Here is a 19,234-nt window from a genome sequence, read left to right as displayed (position 1 = left end):
CGCCTGACTAGACGGCGTCCGCCAGGGCGCGGCGGCACAGGGCGTCGGCGCGGCGGGTGGTTTCGGGCTGGCGGTAGGCGCGGGCCAGGTGGAGGGTGTACGCGCAGGTCTCGTCGAGGGTCACCCGGTGGCCGACGGACACGAACACCGGCTTCACCCCGTCCCGGGTGCGCAGCGCGCGGCCGACCCCCTCGTCCCCGTCGAGCAGCGGCGTCCAGTCGCCGCGGCGCGGGCCGGGCGGGTCGTGGCGGAAGGTGAAGGGATTCTTGGCGACGCCGATCGTCGGCAGCCCGGTGAGCACCCCCAGATGGCTGGCCAGCCCGAAGCGGCGGGGGTGGGCGAGGCCGTAGCCGTCGCAGACCACGACGTCGGGGCGGTGGCCGCGCCGGTCGAGGGCGGCGAGGGCGTCCAGGACGGCCGGGATCTCGCGGAACGCCAGCAGGCCGGGCACATACGGGAAGGTGATCCGGCCGACCGCCGTCGCCTCGCCGACGACGTCGAGGGTGCGGGCGTCCAGCGCGACGGCGGCCGCCGCGACGACGCCCCGCTCGTCGTCGTACGCCACGTCCACCCCGACGAGCGCCCCGGCTCCCGCGCCAGGGGCGGGCACGGTGCCGCTCTCCGCGCGGACCGATCCCCGCAGTCGCTCCTGTACGGCGGTCGCCTCGGCCTCGGTCGTGGGCCAGTCACGGGGGAGTTCATAGCGGGGATCGATGGCGCTCGTCATGACCGGTCACGCTACCGCCCCGCACCTCCCCGGCCCTCCCGGCCCTCCCGGCCGTCCCGGCCGTCCCGGGTGGGCTCGAGGCGGGCGATGCGGCCCTTCTCGCCCGACGCCCAGCAGCCGCCGTCCGGGGCGCAGTCCACCGTGTCGTACGAACCGGAGTCGACGGCGCGCCAGCTGCGGCCGCCGTCCGCCGTCACGTCGGTGCCCGTCGGGCCGACCGCGAGGGCGGTGTGGCGGGCGTACGGAAGCCAGGCCACGCCGGAACGGTAGGCGGGCGGAGGCCGGTCGGCCGGGGTCCAGGCGGCGCCGCCGTCCGCGGTGACCGCGGCCGCGCGCGGGGACGGCTGGTCGGGGCGGTAGTCGCCGCCGACGGCGAGGCCGTGGCGGGCGTCGCGGAAGGCGAGGGCGAAGACGCCCCGGGCCGGGTCACCGGCGGGGACCGGCGCGTCGGCGACGGTCCAGGTGCGGCCGCGGTCGGCGGTGTGGAAGACCCGGGCGGTGGCGGCGCCGCCGGTGGCGAACCACGCGTTCCGGCGCCCGGCGCTCACCAGGCACTGCCCGCTCGCGGCGAACGCGGCCTCGCCCGGCTGCGCGGCGGGCATCCCGCCGGAGGGCTGGACGCGCCAGCTGCGACCGCCGTCGCCGGTGGCGAGGACGCGGTACTTGCCGTCGACGGGGTCGCCGAGCGCGAGCCCGTGGCGGGCGTCGAAGAAGGTGAGGCAGTCGTAGAAGGCGCGCGGGTCGGGGTTGCGGAAGGTCTCGCTCCAGGTGGCGCCCCCGTCGTCCGTACGGAACACCCGCGACGCCTCGCCCTCGCCGATGGCCAGCACCACCGCACGCCGCGCCCCGAACGCCTCGATGTCGCGGAACTCCAGCCCCTCCGCACCGGGCGGGGACACGTTCCGCCAGCTGCGGCCCCCGTCGCGGGTGCGCAGCACCGTGCCCTTCGTCCCCGCGACCCAGGCGGCCCGGCGGTCCACGGCGGCGAGCCCCCGGAAGCGGGCGTCGGTGCCGCTGTCCTTCAGCCGCCATCCGGCGCGTAGGCCTTCCGCCCCACCGGCGTGCGCGGGCGCGGCGAGGGCGGCGGCGAGCGCCGCCCCGCAGAGCCCGGCGGCCGCCACGCGTCTCATCATGCCCATGATCCCCATGCCCGTCATGGGGCTGGAAGCTAGCCCATGGGCGGTACGCCGTCCACAGCGCCCTGGTGCGTGAGGAAAAGCACTCGGCGGCACCCGCGGGGGTCCGCGGGCGCCGCCGAAGGGCTGTCGGCCGTGCCGGGTAACTTGCCGCCGGTCACTTGTTCACGCAGAGCCGGACCAGCAGGGACACGCAGTTCTGCGAGTCGTCGCTGGGTGCCGAGGTCGGGGCGTTGGACTGGCCCGGCTTCCCCTGCGGGTCCGCCGTGCCGGAGCCGTCACCGGAGCCGCCGCCGTCCGTCGGGTCCTGCGAGGGCGACGAGGGCTCGGAGGTGGGCTTGGATGTCGGAGTCGACCCGGTTTCCGATGGGTTGGGCGACTTGGTGGGCTTCGACGGAGTCGTCGGCTTCCCCGAGGGCTCCGACGCCGGGGACGAGGGAGCGGACGACGGTGTCGTGGACCGCGACGGGGACACCGCGCTCGACGGGACGTCCGAGGGCCCGGTACCCGTGGACGGACGGCTGCGGGACGCCTCGCGCTTGCCGTCCGCGTGCGACGCGTCCGGCGTCCGCGACGCGGCGTTGGTCGCGTCCGTACCGGAGGAACCGGAGGAATCAGAAGAACCGGAAGAATCAGAAGAGCCGGACGAGTCGGGGGATTTCTGGCTAGGCGCCGACGCCACCGCCGCGGGCTGCCCCGCCTCCGCCGCGCCGCCGTTGGTGAGGGCCAGCCCCGTCATGATCGCCGCGCCCGCGACGAACAGCACCCCGGCCCCGGCCACCGCGACCGCGACCGGTCCCGCCTCGCGCACCTGCCCGTGCATCAGGTGGCGCACCGACCGGCGGCCGGAGACGAGCGGGCCGTTCGCCGGAGCCGCGTGCGCGGCGCCGATCGGCACGGTCGCGGGACCGCCCACCCCAGCGGCCCCGGCGCCCGCCACCGCCGCACCCGCCCCGGCCGGGCCGACCGCGAGGGCCAGCGGCCGCAGGTACGGCGCGGTACCCCGGTCGTACAGCGCCAGCAGCGCCGGGCCGGTCAGCGCGGCCAGTCGGCCATCGGCCGCCACCAGCCGCTCCATCCGGGCCCGGCAGTCCAGGCAGCCGTCGATGTGCACCGCGATCCGCTCGGCCTCGTGCGGGTCGTCGGTGCCCCGCACATGGCCGGGCAGCCCGTCCCAGTGGCCGCCGCAGGCGGCGCTCGCCGGGGTGCCGGGCTGTGCGCGCAGGAACTCGTGGCGCAGGCTCTCCCGGGCCCGCTCCACGAGCGTGGCCGCGGCCTCGGCGGTCGTCCGCGTACGACGGGCCGCCTCCTCCGGCGGCAGGTCGTCCGCCTCGGCGAGCCAGAGCGCCTTGACCCAGCGCTGCGGCAGCTCGCCGAGGACACGTATCAGCGGTTCGAGGAGCGAGGCCTGCTGGGGCGGGCCCCAGTTCACGGAGGCCACGGCGAGCCCGCGGACGGCGGCCGTCAGTTCGCCCGGTAGGGCGTCGGCGTCGATGGACTCCCCCGAGCGCAGCCGCCGCCAGAGGCGGAAGTGCGCCTCGGCGACGAGATCCCCCGCCGTCCAGGGGTTGCCGGTGAGGGTGCGGGCGTACCCGACAAGTCGTGGATATTCGGATTCGTAAAGCCGGGTGTACGCGGCCGCGTCCAGCGCCGCGGGACGTTCGGTCATGGTGGAACAACCCCTGGGGTGGGTGCCTCGGGAGAGCGGAGTGCGGCGGAAGTTTTGTAACAGCTCCGCACGGCACCCGAGACCGAGCATGGATTTGGCAAGCCTAAATGGCGTATGTCCCCCCGAAAAACCAGTCGTGACGCACGTCACGCCCACTACGGGTGCACTGGCCAGTTCGCCCGTACGTCTTATGGAGGTAGAGACGGCGAGGACCCGCACCGATCGCAAGGGAGCAGGCGTTGTGACCACTGTCATCGACCAAGCAGTCCAGGCCCACCTCATCGCGTCGACCCCGGAAGCACGCGCCATCCCGGCATGCCTGCGCTACGAACGCGACGACCCGTTCGCCGTCCGCGTCTCCTTCCCGCCCACCGCGTCCCTCGACGGTTCCGCCGTGGAGTGGACATTTGGGCGCGAACTGCTCGCGGCCGGGCTGCGCGGACCCGCGGGCAGCGGGGATGTGCAGATGTGGCCGTGCGGAACGCAGCGCACCGTGCTGGAGTTCCACGCGCCCGAGGGCATGGCGATGGTGCAGTTCGACACCGAGGACCTGCGGCGGTTCCTGGGCCGCTCGTACGCGGTGGTGCCCGAGGGAGCGGAGGGCGGTGAGCTGGACCTGGACGACGGGCTGGCGTCGCTGCTGAGAGACACGGCCTGAGCAGCCTTTCCAGCCTCCAGCCCCCAGCCCCGGGCCCCAGCCCCGGATCACTTCCCGCCTCGGCCCCGGACCAGTGGGTGGTCGTGATCGTGACGGCGCGCGCCTCCAGCTCCGCGATCCGCGACGGCGACACGCACCCCCCTGCGTGTGCGCGTCGCCGCCTCTCGGTGGTGACTGTGGCGGCTACGGGTGGTACAGCTTCACGACCGCCGTGCTGGTCGTCCGCCGGAACGCGTCGACGGGGGCGTGCTCATAACTCCCCATCTCGCCCCACTCGACGACGGTGACGGTCCGCCCGTCGCGCCCCACCCCGTAGAGGTGGATGCCCGGCTCCGAGTCCGGGTACGAGGTGTGGACGCCGTAGACATGGGCGCCGTCCTCGGCCGGGAGCGTGCCGTAGTCCCGCCAGGACGCCGTGCCCTCGGGGTAGTCGCGCTCCCAGTCGGCGGCGCAGTTCCGTACCTTCTTCTCGGCGGCCGCGGCAAGCCTGCGGGCGGCGTCCACGGTGGCCGCCTTGACCACGACCTGGCTCGCGCTCGTGTCGTACTCGGTCCAGAAGGTCCGATGGGTGGCCCCGGCCGAGGGCAGCGCCCCCTCGACGCAGAAGGGGACGGGATCGGGCAGCCCCGGGGTGACGTCGCTCGCATACCAGTCCGAGGAGGGGTGCGGGGGCAGCTCCCTCGGGACGAGGTGGCCGGGCGTGCCGGGCGTGCCGGGGGCCGCCGTCGCGGTGGCGGTGGCGGTCGCAGTGGCGGACCCCGCCAGGAAGGCGGCCGCGGTCAGCGCGCCGAGGGCGGAGTTGCGGAGTGACATACGCATGGAAAGGATTCCTCGCTTCGCAAATGGTGGGAGAACCGCCAGACTCGCGGCGGCAGCCCAAGACTGCGCGGCGCCGCGCCGCGACCGCTACGGCAGGCGTGGCATCCGGGACGCGGGAATGCCTGCACGTACGCTGACTTGGGGGAATGACGACACCCTGGAACGCGCCCGCGGAACGTTCCGGCGGGCGTCGAGGCGGGGTCGAGGCGGGAGAGGGACATGGGGGACATGGGGGACGGGCCGGTGGGCAGAGCCGATGATGCCGATGACGAGGTCGAGAGGTTCGCGGGGACCCTGCGCGCGTTGAAGGAGCGCTCGGGCCGCAGCTACGGGGCCCTGGCCACCCGTCTGCATGTCAGTACGTCCACGGTGCACCGCTACTGCAACGGCGACGCGGTCCCCACGGACTACGCCCCGGTGGAACGCTTCGCCCGTCTGTGCGGGGCGACCCCGGACGAGCTGATAGCCCTCCACCGCCACTGGCTCCTCGCCGACGCCCGCCGATCGGCGGGGCGCCCGCCCGCGCCGCCTTCGGCCGACGCCGCGTCGGCCGCGCCCACCGCCGATGGGGGCGGGGTGGGGCGGGGGCGGTTACGGAGTGTTCCGGTCGACGCTCCGTCAGGCGGGGCGGCTCGCGGCGCCCGGCGTACTCGGCCGTGGGCCCTGGTGGCGGGCGCGGCCGCCGTCGTCGTCCTCGCCGTCACGGCCGTCGAGGTCCGCTCGTCGTCCGGCGGCGCGGACGGACCGGAGAACAACACCGCCGCCCCGCCCCGGACCACCGCCACCGCGACCGCGACGCCGAAGGCCCCCGCCACGCGACCGCCCACCGCCCGTGGCCGGTTGGACCGGCAGAAGAACGGCGACCAGCCGCCGTCGGGCGCGCTGCGCAGCGGGGAGCCGGGGTGGCGGGAGGGCAGCGGAGCGCCCACGTCCGGCGCCTCCCGGCCGCCCACGGACGGGTCCGTCCGCCTTCCCCTGACCCTCAGCACCCGCTCCCACGTCTGGGAGAACGGCTGCGACCACCGCTACCTCATCGACCGGCCACCCGCCGACGTCGCCCCGCCGCCCACCGAGCAGGACGCCCCGGCCTGGGCCGCCGCCCATGACGCGGTGCACGGCGGCACCACCAACGTCGAGGTGACGGTCCAGGGCCGGGCGAAGTCGGTGGTCGTGCTGCGGGCCCTGCACGTACGGGTCGTGGGGCGCCGTACGCCGCTGGCCTGGTCGTCGTTCGCCATGGAGAACGGCTGCGGCGGCTCCCTCACCCCGCGCGCCTTCTCCGTCGACCTGGACGCCGCCCGCCCCCGGGCCCGCCCCACCGACGGCAACGACGGGGGCGAGCCGGTCCCCGCCGTCCGCTTCCCGTACCGCGTCTCGGCGTCGGACCCGGAGGTGCTGCTGGTCAACGCCCGTACGGCGGGCTGCGACTGCAGCTGGTACCTGGAGCTGGAATGGACGAGCGGGGACCGTTCCGGGACGGTGCGGATCGACGACCGGGGCGCGCCGTTCCGCACCAGCGGCGTCGAGGGCCGCCCCGCGTACGGGTACGACTACGGCGACGGGGCCTGGCGCGAAAGCGGCTGAGGCCCGCGCGGCCCCTACTCTCCCGCCGTCGTCAGCCGCAGCGCCGCGTCCCGCACGTCCGGGTGCGGATGCTGCCGCAAGCCCCGCACCCGTTCCCGCCAGGGCTCCGCCCATTCCGTACGGGGGCCGCCGACACCGGTGAGCACCGCGGCGAAGAGCCCGGCGGCGTGTCCGCCGTCCTCCTCCAGCTCCCCCGCGGCGCGCAGCAGCGCTTCCCGTCCGCCCGGCCGGGACGCGGTGGTGAGCCGGTCCCGCAGGACGTCGGCGGTGCGGGCGGCGAGCGCGGGGCGGGAGGTGTGCAGCCGGGCGAGGCGGGCGAGCGCGGCGGTCAGCGCGCTCGGCCGGGCGTCCAGGTCGAGGGCCTGGACGAGGACCTGGGCGGCCTCGGGGACGAACGTCTCGTATCCGGCGAGGAGTTCGGCGGCGCCGAGCGCGTGGCGGCGCGTCTCCTTCGGCCGCATCCGCCCGTCCTGGGCGAGTCGCGTGGCCAGGTGGCGGATGCGCTGGCGGGCGGGCCGGTCCCGGTCCGGTTCGGCGTCGGGCATGCCGGTGCGGGCGTCGGCGGTGACGAGGGCGGCGAGCACCCAGGCGAGCGGGTTGTCCTCGGAGGTGCCGTCGGGCGCGGCGGCCATGAGGGCGAGCAGGGCGTCGGCGGCGGACCGCCAGCTCGCCCGGTTGCCCAGGTCGGTGATGGCCGCGACCAGCAGCGCGGCCGCGTCCGGCGCCCAGGGCGACCAGCGGGCGAGCGCCGCGTGGCCCGCGGCGGCCACTTCGGGGTCCTCGGTGTCGCAGACGACGCGGATGAGCTGGGCGTAGCGCTCGCGGTGGAGTTCGGGCAGGTCGAGCGGCAGGGTGCGCAGAACGGCGTGGCGCAGTTCGCGGCGCCCGCCGGCGGCGGCGATCAGCAGTTCCCAGGCGCGTTTGGTGCCGAGCAGCCGGGCCGCGAAGCGGACGCAGACGGCCTGGACGTCCGCGTGCTGGCCGGGGAGGCCGTGGGCGTCGGCGAGGAGGGTGGCCGCGTCGGGGGCGGGGAGGTGGGTGGCGGCGAGCCGGACGGCCTCCTTACGGCTGGTGACCTTGGCCGGGACGGACGGTACGGCGGTGGCCACACCGTCGGGCACGAGGACGCCGCGGATGAGCGCGTCCAGCCGGGACGGCGCGACGTACCGGGCGGCCCTGGCCGCCGCGTACACCGCCACCCGCGCGCGGTCGCCGCCCGCGTGGGCGAGCAGCAGGGGCAGGGCGTCCCCGGGGCGGCGGGTCCGGGACAGGGCGGCGAGGGCGGCCTCGGCGAGCACCACGTCGTCGGCGGCGGCCCACGTCCTGACCAGCGGCGTGGACTCGTCGAGCGGCGCGGCGCGGGCGATCGCGGAGGCGCGCTCGGGCGGCGGCAGGCTGGTGTCGGCGGCGGCCCTGGCCAGGAGCCGGGCGGCGGCGGCCTGTTGGCGGGGCAGCCAGCGGACGGCGTCGCGGCCGGTGGGCGGCGTCCAGTGGGTGCCGTGGGTGAGGAAACGGCCGTACGGCGGGGTGTCATCGAGTACGAGGTCGAGCAGGTCGGTGCGGCGCCGGGTGAGCACCGCCAGGACCGGCGGCAGGACGGCGGCCGAGGCCTCCTGGGCGAGGAGTTCGGCCACCCGGGCGTCCCGTTCGCGGGGCGGCTCCAGCCACAGGGCGATCGCGGTGCGGGCGGTGTCGCCCCGGCCGAACGCGATCGCCTGCCACAGCAGTTCCTGCAGCTCGGGCAGGGTGTGGGCGCGCCGTCCGAGGGAGCGGGCGAGGGCGAAGGTCAGCTCGTGGTCGACGCGTTCGGCGCCCGCCTCCAGCCAGGGGCGCAGCGCCTCGAAGACGGTGTGTTCCTGGCCGCTCCGCAGCTGGTGGTCGAGGCGTCCGAGGTCGGCGGCGCCGACGCTGCCCGCGAGCCGGGTGACGGTGCGCAGCGCCCAGCCGAGGAGTTCGCGCCGCCCGGTGACGGCGTGTTCGCGCAGCAGGGCGACGGCGAGGCGGCGCAGCGCGCGGCGGGTGTCCGGGGAGGAGTCGCGGGCCTGGATGGCGTCGGTGGCGACCCGGTCCAGCGGGTCGGCGGCGTCGTCGGTGAACAGGGCGGGCGGGGTGGCGGCGAGGGCGTCGAGCGCGGCGTGGCGCACCGGGTCCTGCTCGTTGCGCAGCCGTTCCAGCTGCCGCAGCAGCGTGGTGACGGCGTCCGGGTCGCCGGAGCGGGCGGCGTTGCGGATCAGCTGCGGGTAGGCGGTGGCGCGGTCGTCCGCGGAGGGGCGGCGGATGGCCGCGAGCAGCTCGTCGCTGGCCTCCTCGACCGGCAGATACGCGACCGCTTCGAGGACCGTGGTCCAGTGCGCGCCGCGCTCGCGCGCCTGCGCGGCCATGCGGCGCGCCTCCGCCTGGCGGCGCGGGCGCGGCAGCGCGTCGAGGACGGCGGGTGCCAGGGCGGCTTGGGCGGGGTCGCGTTCGGCGGTGGCGGCGTCGAAGAAGGCGGCGCGGCGGGCGGGCGGCAGGGTGGCCAGCAGCCGCGCCAGGGCGGTGGCGTCGTGCGCCAGGGCCCGGCCCAGGGCGTCGAGTTCGGGCGGATCGGCCGTCACGAGACGGCGCAGCACGGACCGCTCAAGACCCCGGCCGCGCAGCAGGGAGACGTGCTCGGGGGTGAGCAGCAGATCGAGCGTACGGCCGGGGTCGGCGGCCACCAGCGTGCCCAGCCGGTGCCGCAGCGGCGGCGGCAACGGGCTGTGACACCGCCGCTCCAGCAGGTCCAGGACGCGGTGCGGCTCGGCGCGGGCGGCGAGCGCCACGCCGGGCGCGTACCGCAGCCACCATCCGGCGCGCAGCGCGACGGGCAGCGCGGTCAGCTGCCGCTCGGCCTCGTCGAGGACCGCGGCGGGGTGGCGGGCGGTGAGCGGCCGCCAGCTGCCGACCGCGTGGAACAGCGCGGGCAGCAGCCGTACGACGGTGTCCGCCCCGCACCCCGGCAGCAGCCGCGCCGCCTCGGCGTCCCCCCAGCGCTCCCGCAGCGGGTCGACGAGCCGGTCGGCGAGCGCGGTGCGCCGCTGGGCGACGACGGCCCGGATCAGCTGCCGCCGTACGGCCGCGGGCGCGTCCTCGAACGCCGCCTCCAGCGCCTCGTCCCGGACCCGGGCCCGCAGCGCGTGGCCGCGCACCAGCGGGTCGGGGTCGGTGAGCAGCGTCTCCAGATGGCCGGTCCGCCCGCCGATCCCGGCCGCCGCGGCGGCCAGCCGCCGCTCGAACCCCCCACGCCCGCCCAACTCCTCGACCAGCTCGGCCAGTTGCCCCCGCGCACTGGCCTCCCGCACCCGCGCGGCCAGCTCCCGCATACGCCGCGGATACGGCAAGGGGTCGAGGGCGGCCATCAGTTCGTCGGCGAGGACGCGGGACGCGTCGGGGTCGTACACCATGCCGAGGATTCTCCCCGCCACCTGCGGCGCGCCCCCACCGGGTGGTCTCCCCCACCCCGCCCCTCCCCGAACCAGGGGCTCCGCCCCTGCCCCCGCCCAGAGCGTCGGCGGCGCGCCGGACGACCGGAGTCGGCGGCCACGCGCCGAGCGATACGGCACGCCCGGCGGCGGCGGGCAGCGAGTCGGGCGCCGGGCCATGTAGCGCGCCCCGGGGCGTCGGGGGCACGGCGCTCCGCGCCTCGCCCTCTGGGCCGCCGGTGGCGGCGCCCGGTAGCCGGGCCGCCAAGCAAGGCGGCGGCCGGGCACCGGGAGTCCGGCGCGCCCCGGAAGCGTCGCTGAACACAGGGGGGCGTGCCGCCCCACGCCCCTCCGCCCGGAGGGGCGTGGGGCGCCCCTCCGCCCGGAGGGCCGGGCCGGGTACGGGCCCCGGCCCGCACTGGCGGCGAGCGTCAGCGGCGCGGGCGCCGGGGCAGGTGGGCGTCGGCGGCCGCGCTTCGGGGCGGGGCCCCGGGCCAGGGCAGCCAAGGGGCGGCCGCGGGGCAGGCTGCCGTGCGAGAGCTACGCGTGCGGCCCTGGCGCCGACCGGCGTTCGTACGCCGTGCGGGGGCGACCGGAGGCGCTTACGCTCGGTGTGTGGACTGGCCGGGGGACCCCAGACAGAGGGGGCACTATGCCGGAGCTGTTCATCGGCGGACAGTGGACCGCCGCCCTCGACGGACAGACGCGGGAGATCCGCTGCCCGGCGGACGGGACCCTGGTGGCCACGGTGGACGAGGCCGGGGCGAAGGACGTGGCCGCGGCGGTCGCGGCGGCCCGGGACGCGTTCGACCGCGGGCCGTGGCCGGGCACCCCGGCCACGGAGCGGGGGCGGCTCCTGCTGCGGGTGGCCGATCTGCTGGAGCGCGACAAGGCGGATCTGGCCCGTGCCGAGTCCCTGGACACGGGGAAGCGGCTGGTGGAGAGCGAGTACGACCTCGACGACATCGCCGGGTGCTTCCGCTACTTCGGCCATCTGGTCGCCGCCGGTGGCGCGGACCGGGTGCTGGATGCGGGCAGTCCGGAGATCGACAGCAGGGTGGTGCACGAACCGGTCGGGGTGTGTGCCCTGATCACACCGTGGAACTATCCGCTGCTGCAGACGGCCTGGAAGGTGGCGCCCGCGCTGGCCGCCGGGAACACGTTCGTCCTCAAGCCCAGTGAGCTGACCCCGCACACCGCGATCGGACTGCTGCGGCTGCTGCACGAGGCGGGGGTGCCGCCGGGCGCGGCCAATCTCGTCCTCGGGTCCGGTTCGGCGGCCGGGGCGCCGCTGGTCACGGATGAGCGGGTGGACATGGTGTCGTTCACCGGCGGAGTGGTGACCGGCCGGTGGATCATGGCGGCGGCCGCGCCCACGGTCAAGAAGATCGCCCTGGAGCTGGGCGGCAAGAACCCGAACATCGTCTTCACCGACTCCGATTTCGACACGGCCGTGGACTACGCGCTGACGGCCGTGTTCCTGCACTCCGGCCAGGTGTGCTCGGCAGGCGCGCGGCTGCTGGTCCAGGAGCAGTTGCACGACGCGTTCGTGGACGAGGTGGTGGCGCGCGCCCGGGCGATCCGGCTCGGTGGCCCGTTCGACGAGAACGCCCGCGCCGGTCCGCTGATCTCGGCCGCGCACCGCGACAAGGTGGCCGGTTACGTGGCGGCGGGGATCGACGAGGGCGCGGTGCTGCGCTGCGGCGGGGCGCCGCCCGACGAGCCGTCGCTCGCGGACGGCCACTACTACCTGCCGACCGTCCTGGACGACTGCACCCCGGACATGATGGTGGTGCGGGAGGAGTCGTTCGGCCCGGTGCTCACCGTGGAGCGGTTCCGGGACGAGGACGAGGCGCTGGCGCTCGCCAACGACACGGTCTACGGCCTGGCGGGCGCGGTGTGGACGCAGGACGCGGAGAAGGCGCAGCGGGTGGCGTCGGGGCTGCGCGCCGGAACCGTCTGGATCAACGATTTCCATCCGTACGTCCCGCAGGCCGAATGGGGCGGGATGAAGCAGTCGGGCATCGGGCGTGAGCTGGGCCCGGCGGGGCTGCGCGAGTACCAGGAGGCCAAGCACATCTGGCGCAACACCGCGCCCCGCCCCCAGCGGTGGTTCGTGTGACGGCGGCCGATCCCACCGAGCCACCCCGCCCCGGCCCCCGCAGGCCCGCCGCACACGACGACGATTCGCTCACCGAGCTCGGCTACCGGCCGGAACTCAAGCGCACGCTCGGCAACTTCCACACCTTCGCCGCCGGGATCAGCTACATCTCCATCCTCACCGGCACCTTCCAGCTGTTCTACTTCGGGGTGACCCACGGCGGCCCGGCGTACTGGTGGTCGTGGCCGATGGTGTTCCTCGGCCAGCTGATGGTGGCGCTGTCCTTCTGCGAGCTGGCGGGGCGCTACCCGGTGGCGGGGTCGGTCTACAACTGGTCCAAGCTGCTGGGCGGCCCGCACGTCGGCTGGCTGGGCGGCTGGATGATGATGACCGCCTCGATGGTGTCGCTGGCGGCGGTGGCGCTCGCGTACCAGATCACGCTGCCGCAGATCTCCGCGTGGTTCCAGTTCATCGGCGACGGCGGCACCGGCACCGAGCGGGCGGCCAACGCGGTCGTGCTCGGCTCGATCCTCGTCCTGTTCACGACCCTGGTGAACGGCTTCGGGGTGAAGCTGATGGCCCGTATCAACTCGGCCGGTGTGGCCATCGAACTGGTCGCGGCGATCGTGCTGATCCTGCTGCTGGCCGCGCATCTCACCCGCGGCCCGTCCGTCGTGCTGGACACCCTCGGCCGCAGCGGGGGCCAGTCGCTGGGCTACTTCGGCGCGTTCCTGACCGCCTCGCTCGCGTCCGCGTATGTGATGTACGGCTTCGACACGGCCTCGTCGCTCGGCGAGGAGTCCGTGGACCCGGGCCGCAACGCGCCGCGCGCGATTCTGCGGGCGCTGATCGCGTCGTTCCTCATCGGCGGGTTCATCCTGCTGTTCGCCCTGATGGCGGTGGAGAACCTGCACGCGAAAGCGCTGGCGCGGGACGGTCTGCAGTACGTGGTGCTGTCCACCCTCGGGCACACCATGGGCGAGATCATGCTGTGGTGCGTGGTCATCGCGATCACGGTGTGTGCGCTGGCCGTGCACACCGCCAGCATCCGGCTGATGTTCGCCATGGCGCGGGACAACAACCTGCCCGGCGGCTCCCGGCTCGCCCATGTCCATCCGCGCTTCCAGACGCCGGTGCTCCCGGCGATCCTGATCGGTCTGGTGGCGGTCGGCATCCTGGTCATCAACATCAACCAGCCGCAGATCTTCTCGGTCGTCACCAGCATCGCCATCATCATGATCTACCTGGCGTATCTGCTGGTCACCACGCCCATGCTGGTGCGGCGGCTGCGGGGGCAGTGGCACCCCGCCACCGGCCGCTTCTCGCTGGGCCGGTTCGGCCTGCCGGTCAATGTGCTGGCCGTGCTGTGGGGTACGGCGATGTCCGTCAACCTCGCCTGGCCGCGCGCCGAGGTCTACAACGCGACCGGGCCGCAGCACTGGTATCTGCGCTGGGGCGCGGTCCTGTTCATCGGCGTGGTCGCGCTCGGCGGTTTCTCCTACTACTGGTTCGTGCAGCGCAGACACACCGGCGTACTCGCCGAGCACGCCGCCGCGCAGACCCCATAAGGCAGACCCCATAAGGCAGACCCCCTGAGGGAGGGCTCGTGGACGAGTTCGACTACGTGGTGGTCGGCGGCGGCACGGCCGGGTCGGTCGTCGCGGCACGGCTGAGCGAGGACCCGACGGTGTCGGTGTGCCTGCTGGAGGCGGGCCCGTCCGACATCGGTGACGACAACGTCCTGCGGCTGGACCGGTGGATGGCCCTGCTGGAGTCCGGCTACGACTGGGACTACCCCGTCGAGCCGCAGAAGAAGGGCAACAGCTTCCTGCGCCACGCCCGCGCCCGGGTGCTCGGCGGCTGCTCCTCCCACAACTCCTGCATCGCCTTCTGGGCGCCCGCCGAGGACCTGGACGAATGGGCCGAGGGCGGGTGTGCGGGGTGGAGCGCGGAGGAGACGTATCCGCTGTTCCGGCGGCTGGAGACCAACGACGCGCCCGGCGACCACCACGGCCGCGGCGGCCCGGTCACCCTGCGCACCGTACCGCCCCACGACCCGTGCGGCCGGGCGCTGCTGGCGGCGTGCGAGGAGGCGGGCATCCCGGTCACCCCGTTCAACACCGGCACGACCGTGGTCCGCGGTGCGAACTGGTTCCAGATCAACGCCCGCGAGGACGGCACCCGCTGCTCCGCCTCCGTCGCCTACCTCCACCCGGTCATGGCGGCCCGGCCCAATCTGTCCGTACGCACCGGGCTCCAGGCCAAGCGGCTGCTGCTGGACCCGGACCGGCGCTGCATCGGCGTCGACTACCTCGCCCCCGACCTGATCCACACCCACACCGTGCACGCCCGGCGCGAGGTCGTCGTCTCCTGCGGCGCCATCGACACCCCGAAGCTGCTGATGCTGTCGGGCATCGGGCCCGCGGACCATCTGCGCGAGACGGGGGTGGAGGTGATCGTGGACGCCCCCGGCGTCGGCGAGAACCTCCAGGACCACCCCGAGGGCGTCATCATGTGGCACGCCGAACAGCCCATGGTCCGCAGCTCCACCCAGTGGTGGGAGATCGGCATCTTCTCCGCCACCGAACCGGATCTCGACCGGCCCGACCTGATGTTCCACTACGGCTCGGTGCCGTTCGACATGAACACCTACCGCCACGGCTATCCGACGTCCGAGAACGCCTTCTGCCTCACCCCCAACGTCACCCGCGCCCGCTCCACCGGCACCGTCCGGCTGTGCACCCGCGACTTCCGCGACAAGCCGAGGGTCGACCCGCGCTACTTCACCCACGACCACGACATCCGCGTGATGATCCACGGCCTGCGGCTGGCCCGCGACATCGTCGCCCGCCCCGCGCTGGCCCTGTGGGCGGGCGCCGAACTCGCCCCCGGGCCGGACGTGGACACCGACGACGAGCTGTTCGCGTACATCCGCGACACCCACAACACCGTCTACCACCCGTCCTGCACGGTGAAGATGGGCGCCCCCGACGACCCGGCCGCGCCGCTGGACCCACAGCTTCGGGTCAAGGGCGTGACGGGGCTGCGGGTGGCCGACGGCTCGGTGATGCCGCATCTGGTGGCCGTCAACCCGTGCGTCACCACGATGATGATCGGCGAGAAGTGCGCCGACATGCTGAAGCGGCGCCCGGCGTAACTCCGGTGGCCAATCGGGGCGTTGGCACCGCCCGGCCACAGCGACCCCTTGAGCCCGCGCATCCCCGGCGACCACTCTGATCGCACCTTCCGACAGGAGAGTCGGATGCGATGAGGGAGGAAGCCAGCCGATGCGAAGATCGCGTCGCCTCGTAGCTGTGGTGGGCGCCGCCGGTGTGGTGGCCGTCATGGCCGCCCCGGTGGCCGGTGCCCGGCCGTCCCAGTCCGCCGCGAAGGCCTCACCGACCGCCCAGGCGGTCCGCACGCAACAGCACACGGTCACCCTGATCACCGGTGACACGGTCACCGTCACCACCGGCCCCGACGGCAAGTACGCCGTGGAGGTGGAGCGGGCGCCGGGCCGCGAGTCGGCGGAGTTCGTGACCACCCAGCAGAACAAGGAGATCAGCGTCGTCCCCGTCGACGCGCTCCGGCTGATGTCCAAGGGCCGGATCGACGCAGGTCTGTTCAACATCACCCAGCTCGTCAAGCAGGGCTACGACGACCGGAAAACCGGCTCGATCCCGGTCATCGCCACCTACCGCACCGACGGCGCGCACCCGGCCCCCGAGGGCGCGCGCAAGACCTTCGCCCTGAGCAGCGTGGACGGTGCGGCGCTCAGCGCCAAGAAGGCCGACGCGGCGGACTTCTGGGCCGACGTCAGCCGCGACAAGGGGTTACGGAAGCTCTGGCTGGACCGGAAGGTCAAGGCGTCGCTCGACGTCAGCGTCCCGCAGATCGGCGCCCCGGAGATGTGGAAGGCCGGACACGACGGCAAGGGCGTCAAGGTCGCCGTGCTGGACACCGGTATCGACGCCACGCATCCGGACGTCAAGGACGCCGTGGCCGACTCCAAGAGCTTCGTCCCGGACCAGACCGTCAAGGACGGCCACGGCCACGGCACCCATGTGGCCGACACCATCGCGGGCGGCGGCGCCGGGTCGGACGGGAAGTACAAAGGCGTGGCGCCGGGCGCGAAACTGCTGGTCGGCAAGGTGATGAACGACGCGGGCGAGGGCTACTCGTCCTGGATCATCGAGGGCATGGAGTGGGCCGCGGCCTCCGACGCCAAGGTCATCTCCATGTCGCTCGGCGGCCCGGCGGCCGGCACCTCGGACCCGCTGAGCGAGGCGGTCGACCAGCTGTCGGCGTCCTCCGGGGCGCTGTTCGTGATCGCGGCGGGCAACTCCGGCCCGTTCGAGGGGACCGTGGAGACCCCCGGCATCGCGAACGCGGCCCTCACCGTCGGCGCCGTCGACAAGTCCGACAAGTGGGCGACCTTCTCCAGCCGCGGACCGCGCACCGGCGACTACGCCATCAAGCCCGAGATCACCGCGCCCGGCGTGAACATCACGGCCGCCCGCGCGGCCGGTACGACCATGGGCACCCCCGTCAACGACCTGTACACCACGTCGAGCGGCACCTCCATGGCCACACCGCATGTCGCGGGCGCGGCGGCGATCGTCGCGGAGGTCCATCCCGACTGGACCGGGCAGCAGATCAAGGACGCGCTGGCCAGTACCGCCAAGACCCGTGCGTCGGACGGCCCGTTCACCCAGGGCGACGGCCGGGTCGACGTCCCGCACGCGGCCACCCAGAACGTCTTCGGGACCCCGGTCCTCAACTACGGCCAGTACGCGTACGACGCCGACCAAGCCGACCCCAAGACCATCAAGTACACCAACGCCACCGACAAGCCGGTGACGCTGAAGCTGGCGTCCTCGGTCGACGGCGGCTCCCTCTCGCTCGGCTCCGACACCGTGACCGTGCCCGCGCACGACGAGACGAAGGTCCTGGTCACCGTCGACCCGGCCAAGGCGGCGGCAGGCCGCCACACCGGATACATCACCGCCACCGGCGACGGCACGGTGAAGGTGACCACCGCCGTCGCCTACGAGAAGGCCGAGAAGCTCTACGACCTCAACGTCACGCTGCTGGACCGCGAGGGCAAGCAGTTGCCCGGGTCGGCGCTCTACACCCTCCAGCGGCTCAGTGACGCGAGCCAGAACCAGTTCGGCTACGTGAGCGGCTCCGACACCTTCCAGCTGCCGCCCGGCACGTACTCCCTCGCCACCTGGATCCCGGTCTACGACAGCGGGAAGCACGAGGTCGCGACGAGCATCGTGGGCGATCCGCAGATCGAGCTGACGGGCGACACCTCCCTCACCCTCGACGCCCGCAAGGCCGTCGAGATCAAGCCACAGACCAAGGAGAAGGACGCCGAATCCCAGGGCCCGATCACCTCCTGGCACCGGGAGCTGAAGGGCGGCAGCTCCTTCGGCCTGACCTACTCCATGGGCAAGTGGAAGAAGCACATCTACGCGGCGCCGACCGAGAAGGTCACCGAGGGATTCTTCGAGTTCTACAGCCGCTGGCGGCTGGAGAAGACCAAGCTGACCGCGAGCGTCACCAGCCCCGAACGGGTCACGCTCACCCCGGAGTACGTGCAGACGTACACCGGCTGGCCCGTCAAGATCGACGGTAAGCGGAAGGTGCGGCTGGTGTCCGCCGGGGCCGGTACGGCCGAGGACTTCGAGGGCCTGGACGTCAAGGGCAAGGCCGTCCTGGTGGGCCTGGCGCCCGACGGATGGCCCGACGAGGCCGTTGCCAACGCCACCAAGGCGGGCGCCGCCTACGTCCTCGTCTACCGCAAGACCACGCTCGGCCTGTGGGTCACCGCGGTCGACAGCGCGACCATCCCCGCCATGTCCGTACCCGGCGAGGAGGGCGACAAGCTGCTCTCCCTGCTGACCTCGAACGACCAGGCCAAGGTGACCGTCGAGCTGGGCGGCACGGCCAACAGCCCGTACCTGTACGACGTGGTGCTGCCCGAACGGGACGCCATCGGCGAGAACCTCACGTACCCCATCAACAGCCGCACCACCCACAAGGTCACCGCCCGCTACCACGCCCCCGGGAAGGATCAGCTCGGCGCCGAGGCCACCCACACCTTCCGCCCCTACCAGCTCTTCTCCGTGGAGCAGAAGTCCGAAGTGGCGCTCGGCACCCAGCGCACCGAGTACTACAGCGCCGACCCCGACACCCGCGTCTGGCGCACCGCGATGCAGGACTACGACGGCGCCGGACGGCAGTGGTCGCCGCTGCGGACCTATGCGCCCGGGACGAAGGAGACCGTGGACTGGCTGTCGCCCGTCATCCGTCCCACCACCACCGCCGCCGAGTTCGGTGTCTCGCAGCGCGAGGGTGACCAGCTCACCCTCGCCATCCCCGAGTTCTCCGACTCGGGCACCGGACACTACGGCTCCGCGGGCGCGGCCAAGGACGGCGTGGACGCGGTGAAGACCAGCCTGTACGCGGACGGCGAGCTGGTCGGCGAGGCGCCGTACGGCTCGGGCACCTTCGCCGTACCGGCCGCGAAGGCCGCCTACCGGCTGACGGTCGACGCGCGGCGGACCGCCGACTGGTCCGCGTACTCCACCAGGACCACCACCCAGTGGGACTTCGCCTCCGCCCACACCGCCGAGGCCACCGCCCTCCCCCTGCTCTCCCTCGACTACGACCTCGGCCTCGACCTGCTCGGCCGCGCCAAGGCCGGACACCGCCTCACCTTCGGCCTCACCCCACGCCACCAGGACGGCACCACGGCCACGGGGCTGCGCACCGTCAAGGCCTGGGCCACCTACGATGACGGCGCCACCTGGAAGGCGGTGGAACTCCACCGCTCCGGCACCACCTACCGGGCCACCGTCCACCACCCCCGGCTCGGCGCCACCAACGGCTTCACCGGCCTGCGTGTCCAGGCCACCGACGCCGACGGCAACCGAATCGATCAAACGGTCATTCGTGCATATGGCCTGAAGTAGGCCGAAAGCCGTCCTTCGGCGGTAACGAACACCGTCTAGCGTGCCGTTGAATCGTTGCATCGACACGCTGGAGCCGCCGGAAGTGGACAGCAGAGCAGCATCCTCAGCCGCCGAGACCCC

11 protein-coding genes are annotated in these 19,234 nt (G+C 74.1%); 6 read left to right on the top strand and 5 right to left on the bottom strand.

Annotated elements, in window-relative coordinates:
- Nucleotides 1–7: 7 nt before the first annotated feature.
- The 3 genes from ABZ370_RS30295 to ABZ370_RS30285 form a co-directional block, all read right to left on the bottom strand.
- Nucleotides 8–727, bottom strand: a complete 720-nt coding sequence (locus ABZ370_RS30295) for an endonuclease V (RefSeq protein WP_358626891.1) — start codon at nucleotides 725–727, stop codon at nucleotides 8–10.
- 11 nt (nucleotides 728–738) lie between these two features.
- Complete coding sequence (locus ABZ370_RS30290; RefSeq protein ID WP_358626954.1) at nucleotides 739–1,875, bottom strand: oxidoreductase; 1,137 nt, start codon at nucleotides 1,873–1,875, stop codon at nucleotides 739–741.
- A 145-nt stretch (nucleotides 1,876–2,020) separates the two neighbouring features.
- Nucleotides 2,021–3,532: a sigma factor gene (locus ABZ370_RS30285; protein WP_358626889.1), complete on the bottom strand. Its 1,512-nt coding sequence runs from the start codon at nucleotides 3,530–3,532 to the stop codon at nucleotides 2,021–2,023.
- A gap of 241 nt (nucleotides 3,533–3,773) precedes the next feature.
- Between ABZ370_RS30285 and ABZ370_RS30280 the strand changes: the two genes are divergently transcribed.
- Nucleotides 3,774–4,190, top strand: coding sequence for an SsgA family sporulation/cell division regulator (locus ABZ370_RS30280; protein ID WP_358626887.1), 417 nt, complete (start codon nucleotides 3,774–3,776; stop codon nucleotides 4,188–4,190).
- 183 nt (nucleotides 4,191–4,373) lie between these two features.
- Here the strand turns inward: ABZ370_RS30280 and ABZ370_RS30275 are convergent, their stop codons facing one another.
- Nucleotides 4,374–5,009 carry a hypothetical protein gene (locus tag ABZ370_RS30275; RefSeq protein WP_358626885.1) on the bottom strand — a complete coding sequence of 212 codons (636 nt, stop codon included), beginning with the start codon at nucleotides 5,007–5,009 and terminating at the stop codon, nucleotides 4,374–4,376.
- A gap of 219 nt (nucleotides 5,010–5,228) precedes the next feature.
- Between ABZ370_RS30275 and ABZ370_RS30270 the strand changes: the two genes are divergently transcribed.
- Entirely contained in the window at nucleotides 5,229–6,593 is a 1,365-nt protein-coding gene (locus ABZ370_RS30270) for a helix-turn-helix transcriptional regulator (protein WP_358626883.1), read from the top strand.
- A gap of 14 nt (nucleotides 6,594–6,607) precedes the next feature.
- Here the strand turns inward: ABZ370_RS30270 and ABZ370_RS30265 are convergent, their stop codons facing one another.
- A complete protein-coding gene (locus ABZ370_RS30265) occupies nucleotides 6,608–10,015 on the bottom strand; it encodes a hypothetical protein (RefSeq protein ID WP_358626881.1) in 3,408 nt (1,135 codons plus the stop codon).
- A 670-nt stretch (nucleotides 10,016–10,685) separates the two neighbouring features.
- Between ABZ370_RS30265 and ABZ370_RS30260 the strand changes: the two genes are divergently transcribed.
- The 4 genes from ABZ370_RS30260 (at nucleotide 10,686) to ABZ370_RS30245 (ending at nucleotide 19,114) form a co-directional block, all read left to right on the top strand.
- Entirely contained in the window at nucleotides 10,686–12,155 is a 1,470-nt protein-coding gene (locus ABZ370_RS30260) for an aldehyde dehydrogenase family protein (protein WP_358626879.1), read from the top strand.
- Nucleotides 12,152–13,702, top strand: a complete 1,551-nt coding sequence (locus ABZ370_RS30255) for an amino acid permease (protein ID WP_358626877.1) — start codon at nucleotides 12,152–12,154, stop codon at nucleotides 13,700–13,702. The genes ABZ370_RS30260 and ABZ370_RS30255 overlap by 4 nt, the downstream gene beginning before the upstream one ends.
- A 38-nt stretch (nucleotides 13,703–13,740) precedes the next feature.
- Nucleotides 13,741–15,291, top strand: a complete 1,551-nt coding sequence (locus ABZ370_RS30250; protein WP_358626875.1) for a GMC family oxidoreductase N-terminal domain-containing protein — start codon at nucleotides 13,741–13,743, stop codon at nucleotides 15,289–15,291.
- Between the two features lie 130 nt (nucleotides 15,292–15,421).
- Nucleotides 15,422–19,114, top strand: coding sequence for a S8 family serine peptidase (locus ABZ370_RS30245; RefSeq protein ID WP_358626873.1), 3,693 nt, complete (start codon nucleotides 15,422–15,424; stop codon nucleotides 19,112–19,114).
- Nucleotides 19,115–19,234 lie beyond the last annotated feature (120 nt).

The sequence above is a fragment of the Streptomyces sp. NPDC005962 genome (assembly GCF_040629205.1).
Classification (GTDB): domain Bacteria; phylum Actinomycetota; class Actinomycetes; order Streptomycetales; family Streptomycetaceae; genus Streptomyces.
This window is presented reverse-complemented; position numbering and strand designations above follow the sequence as displayed.

What these genes read in the sequence shown, in the direction of transcription:
- ABZ370_RS30295 (WP_358626891.1), bottom strand. Translation starts at nt 727, where the DNA reads ATGACGAGCGCCATCGATCCCCGCTATGAACTCCCCCGTGACTGGCCC.
- ABZ370_RS30290 (WP_358626954.1), bottom strand. Translation starts at nt 1,875, where the DNA reads ATGGGGATCATGGGCATGATGAGACGCGTGGCGGCCGCCGGGCTCTGC.
- ABZ370_RS30285 (WP_358626889.1), bottom strand. Translation starts at nt 3,532, where the DNA reads ATGACCGAACGTCCCGCGGCGCTGGACGCGGCCGCGTACACCCGGCTT.
- ABZ370_RS30275 (WP_358626885.1), bottom strand. Translation starts at nt 5,009, where the DNA reads ATGCGTATGTCACTCCGCAACTCCGCCCTCGGCGCGCTGACCGCGGCC.
- ABZ370_RS30270 (WP_358626883.1), top strand. Translation starts at nt 5,229, where the DNA reads ATGGGGGACATGGGGGACGGGCCGGTGGGCAGAGCCGATGATGCCGAT.
- ABZ370_RS30265 (WP_358626881.1), bottom strand. Translation starts at nt 10,015, where the DNA reads ATGGTGTACGACCCCGACGCGTCCCGCGTCCTCGCCGACGAACTGATG.
- ABZ370_RS30260 (WP_358626879.1), top strand. Translation starts at nt 10,686, where the DNA reads ATGCCGGAGCTGTTCATCGGCGGACAGTGGACCGCCGCCCTCGACGGA.
- ABZ370_RS30245 (WP_358626873.1), top strand. Translation starts at nt 15,422, where the DNA reads ATGCGAAGATCGCGTCGCCTCGTAGCTGTGGTGGGCGCCGCCGGTGTG.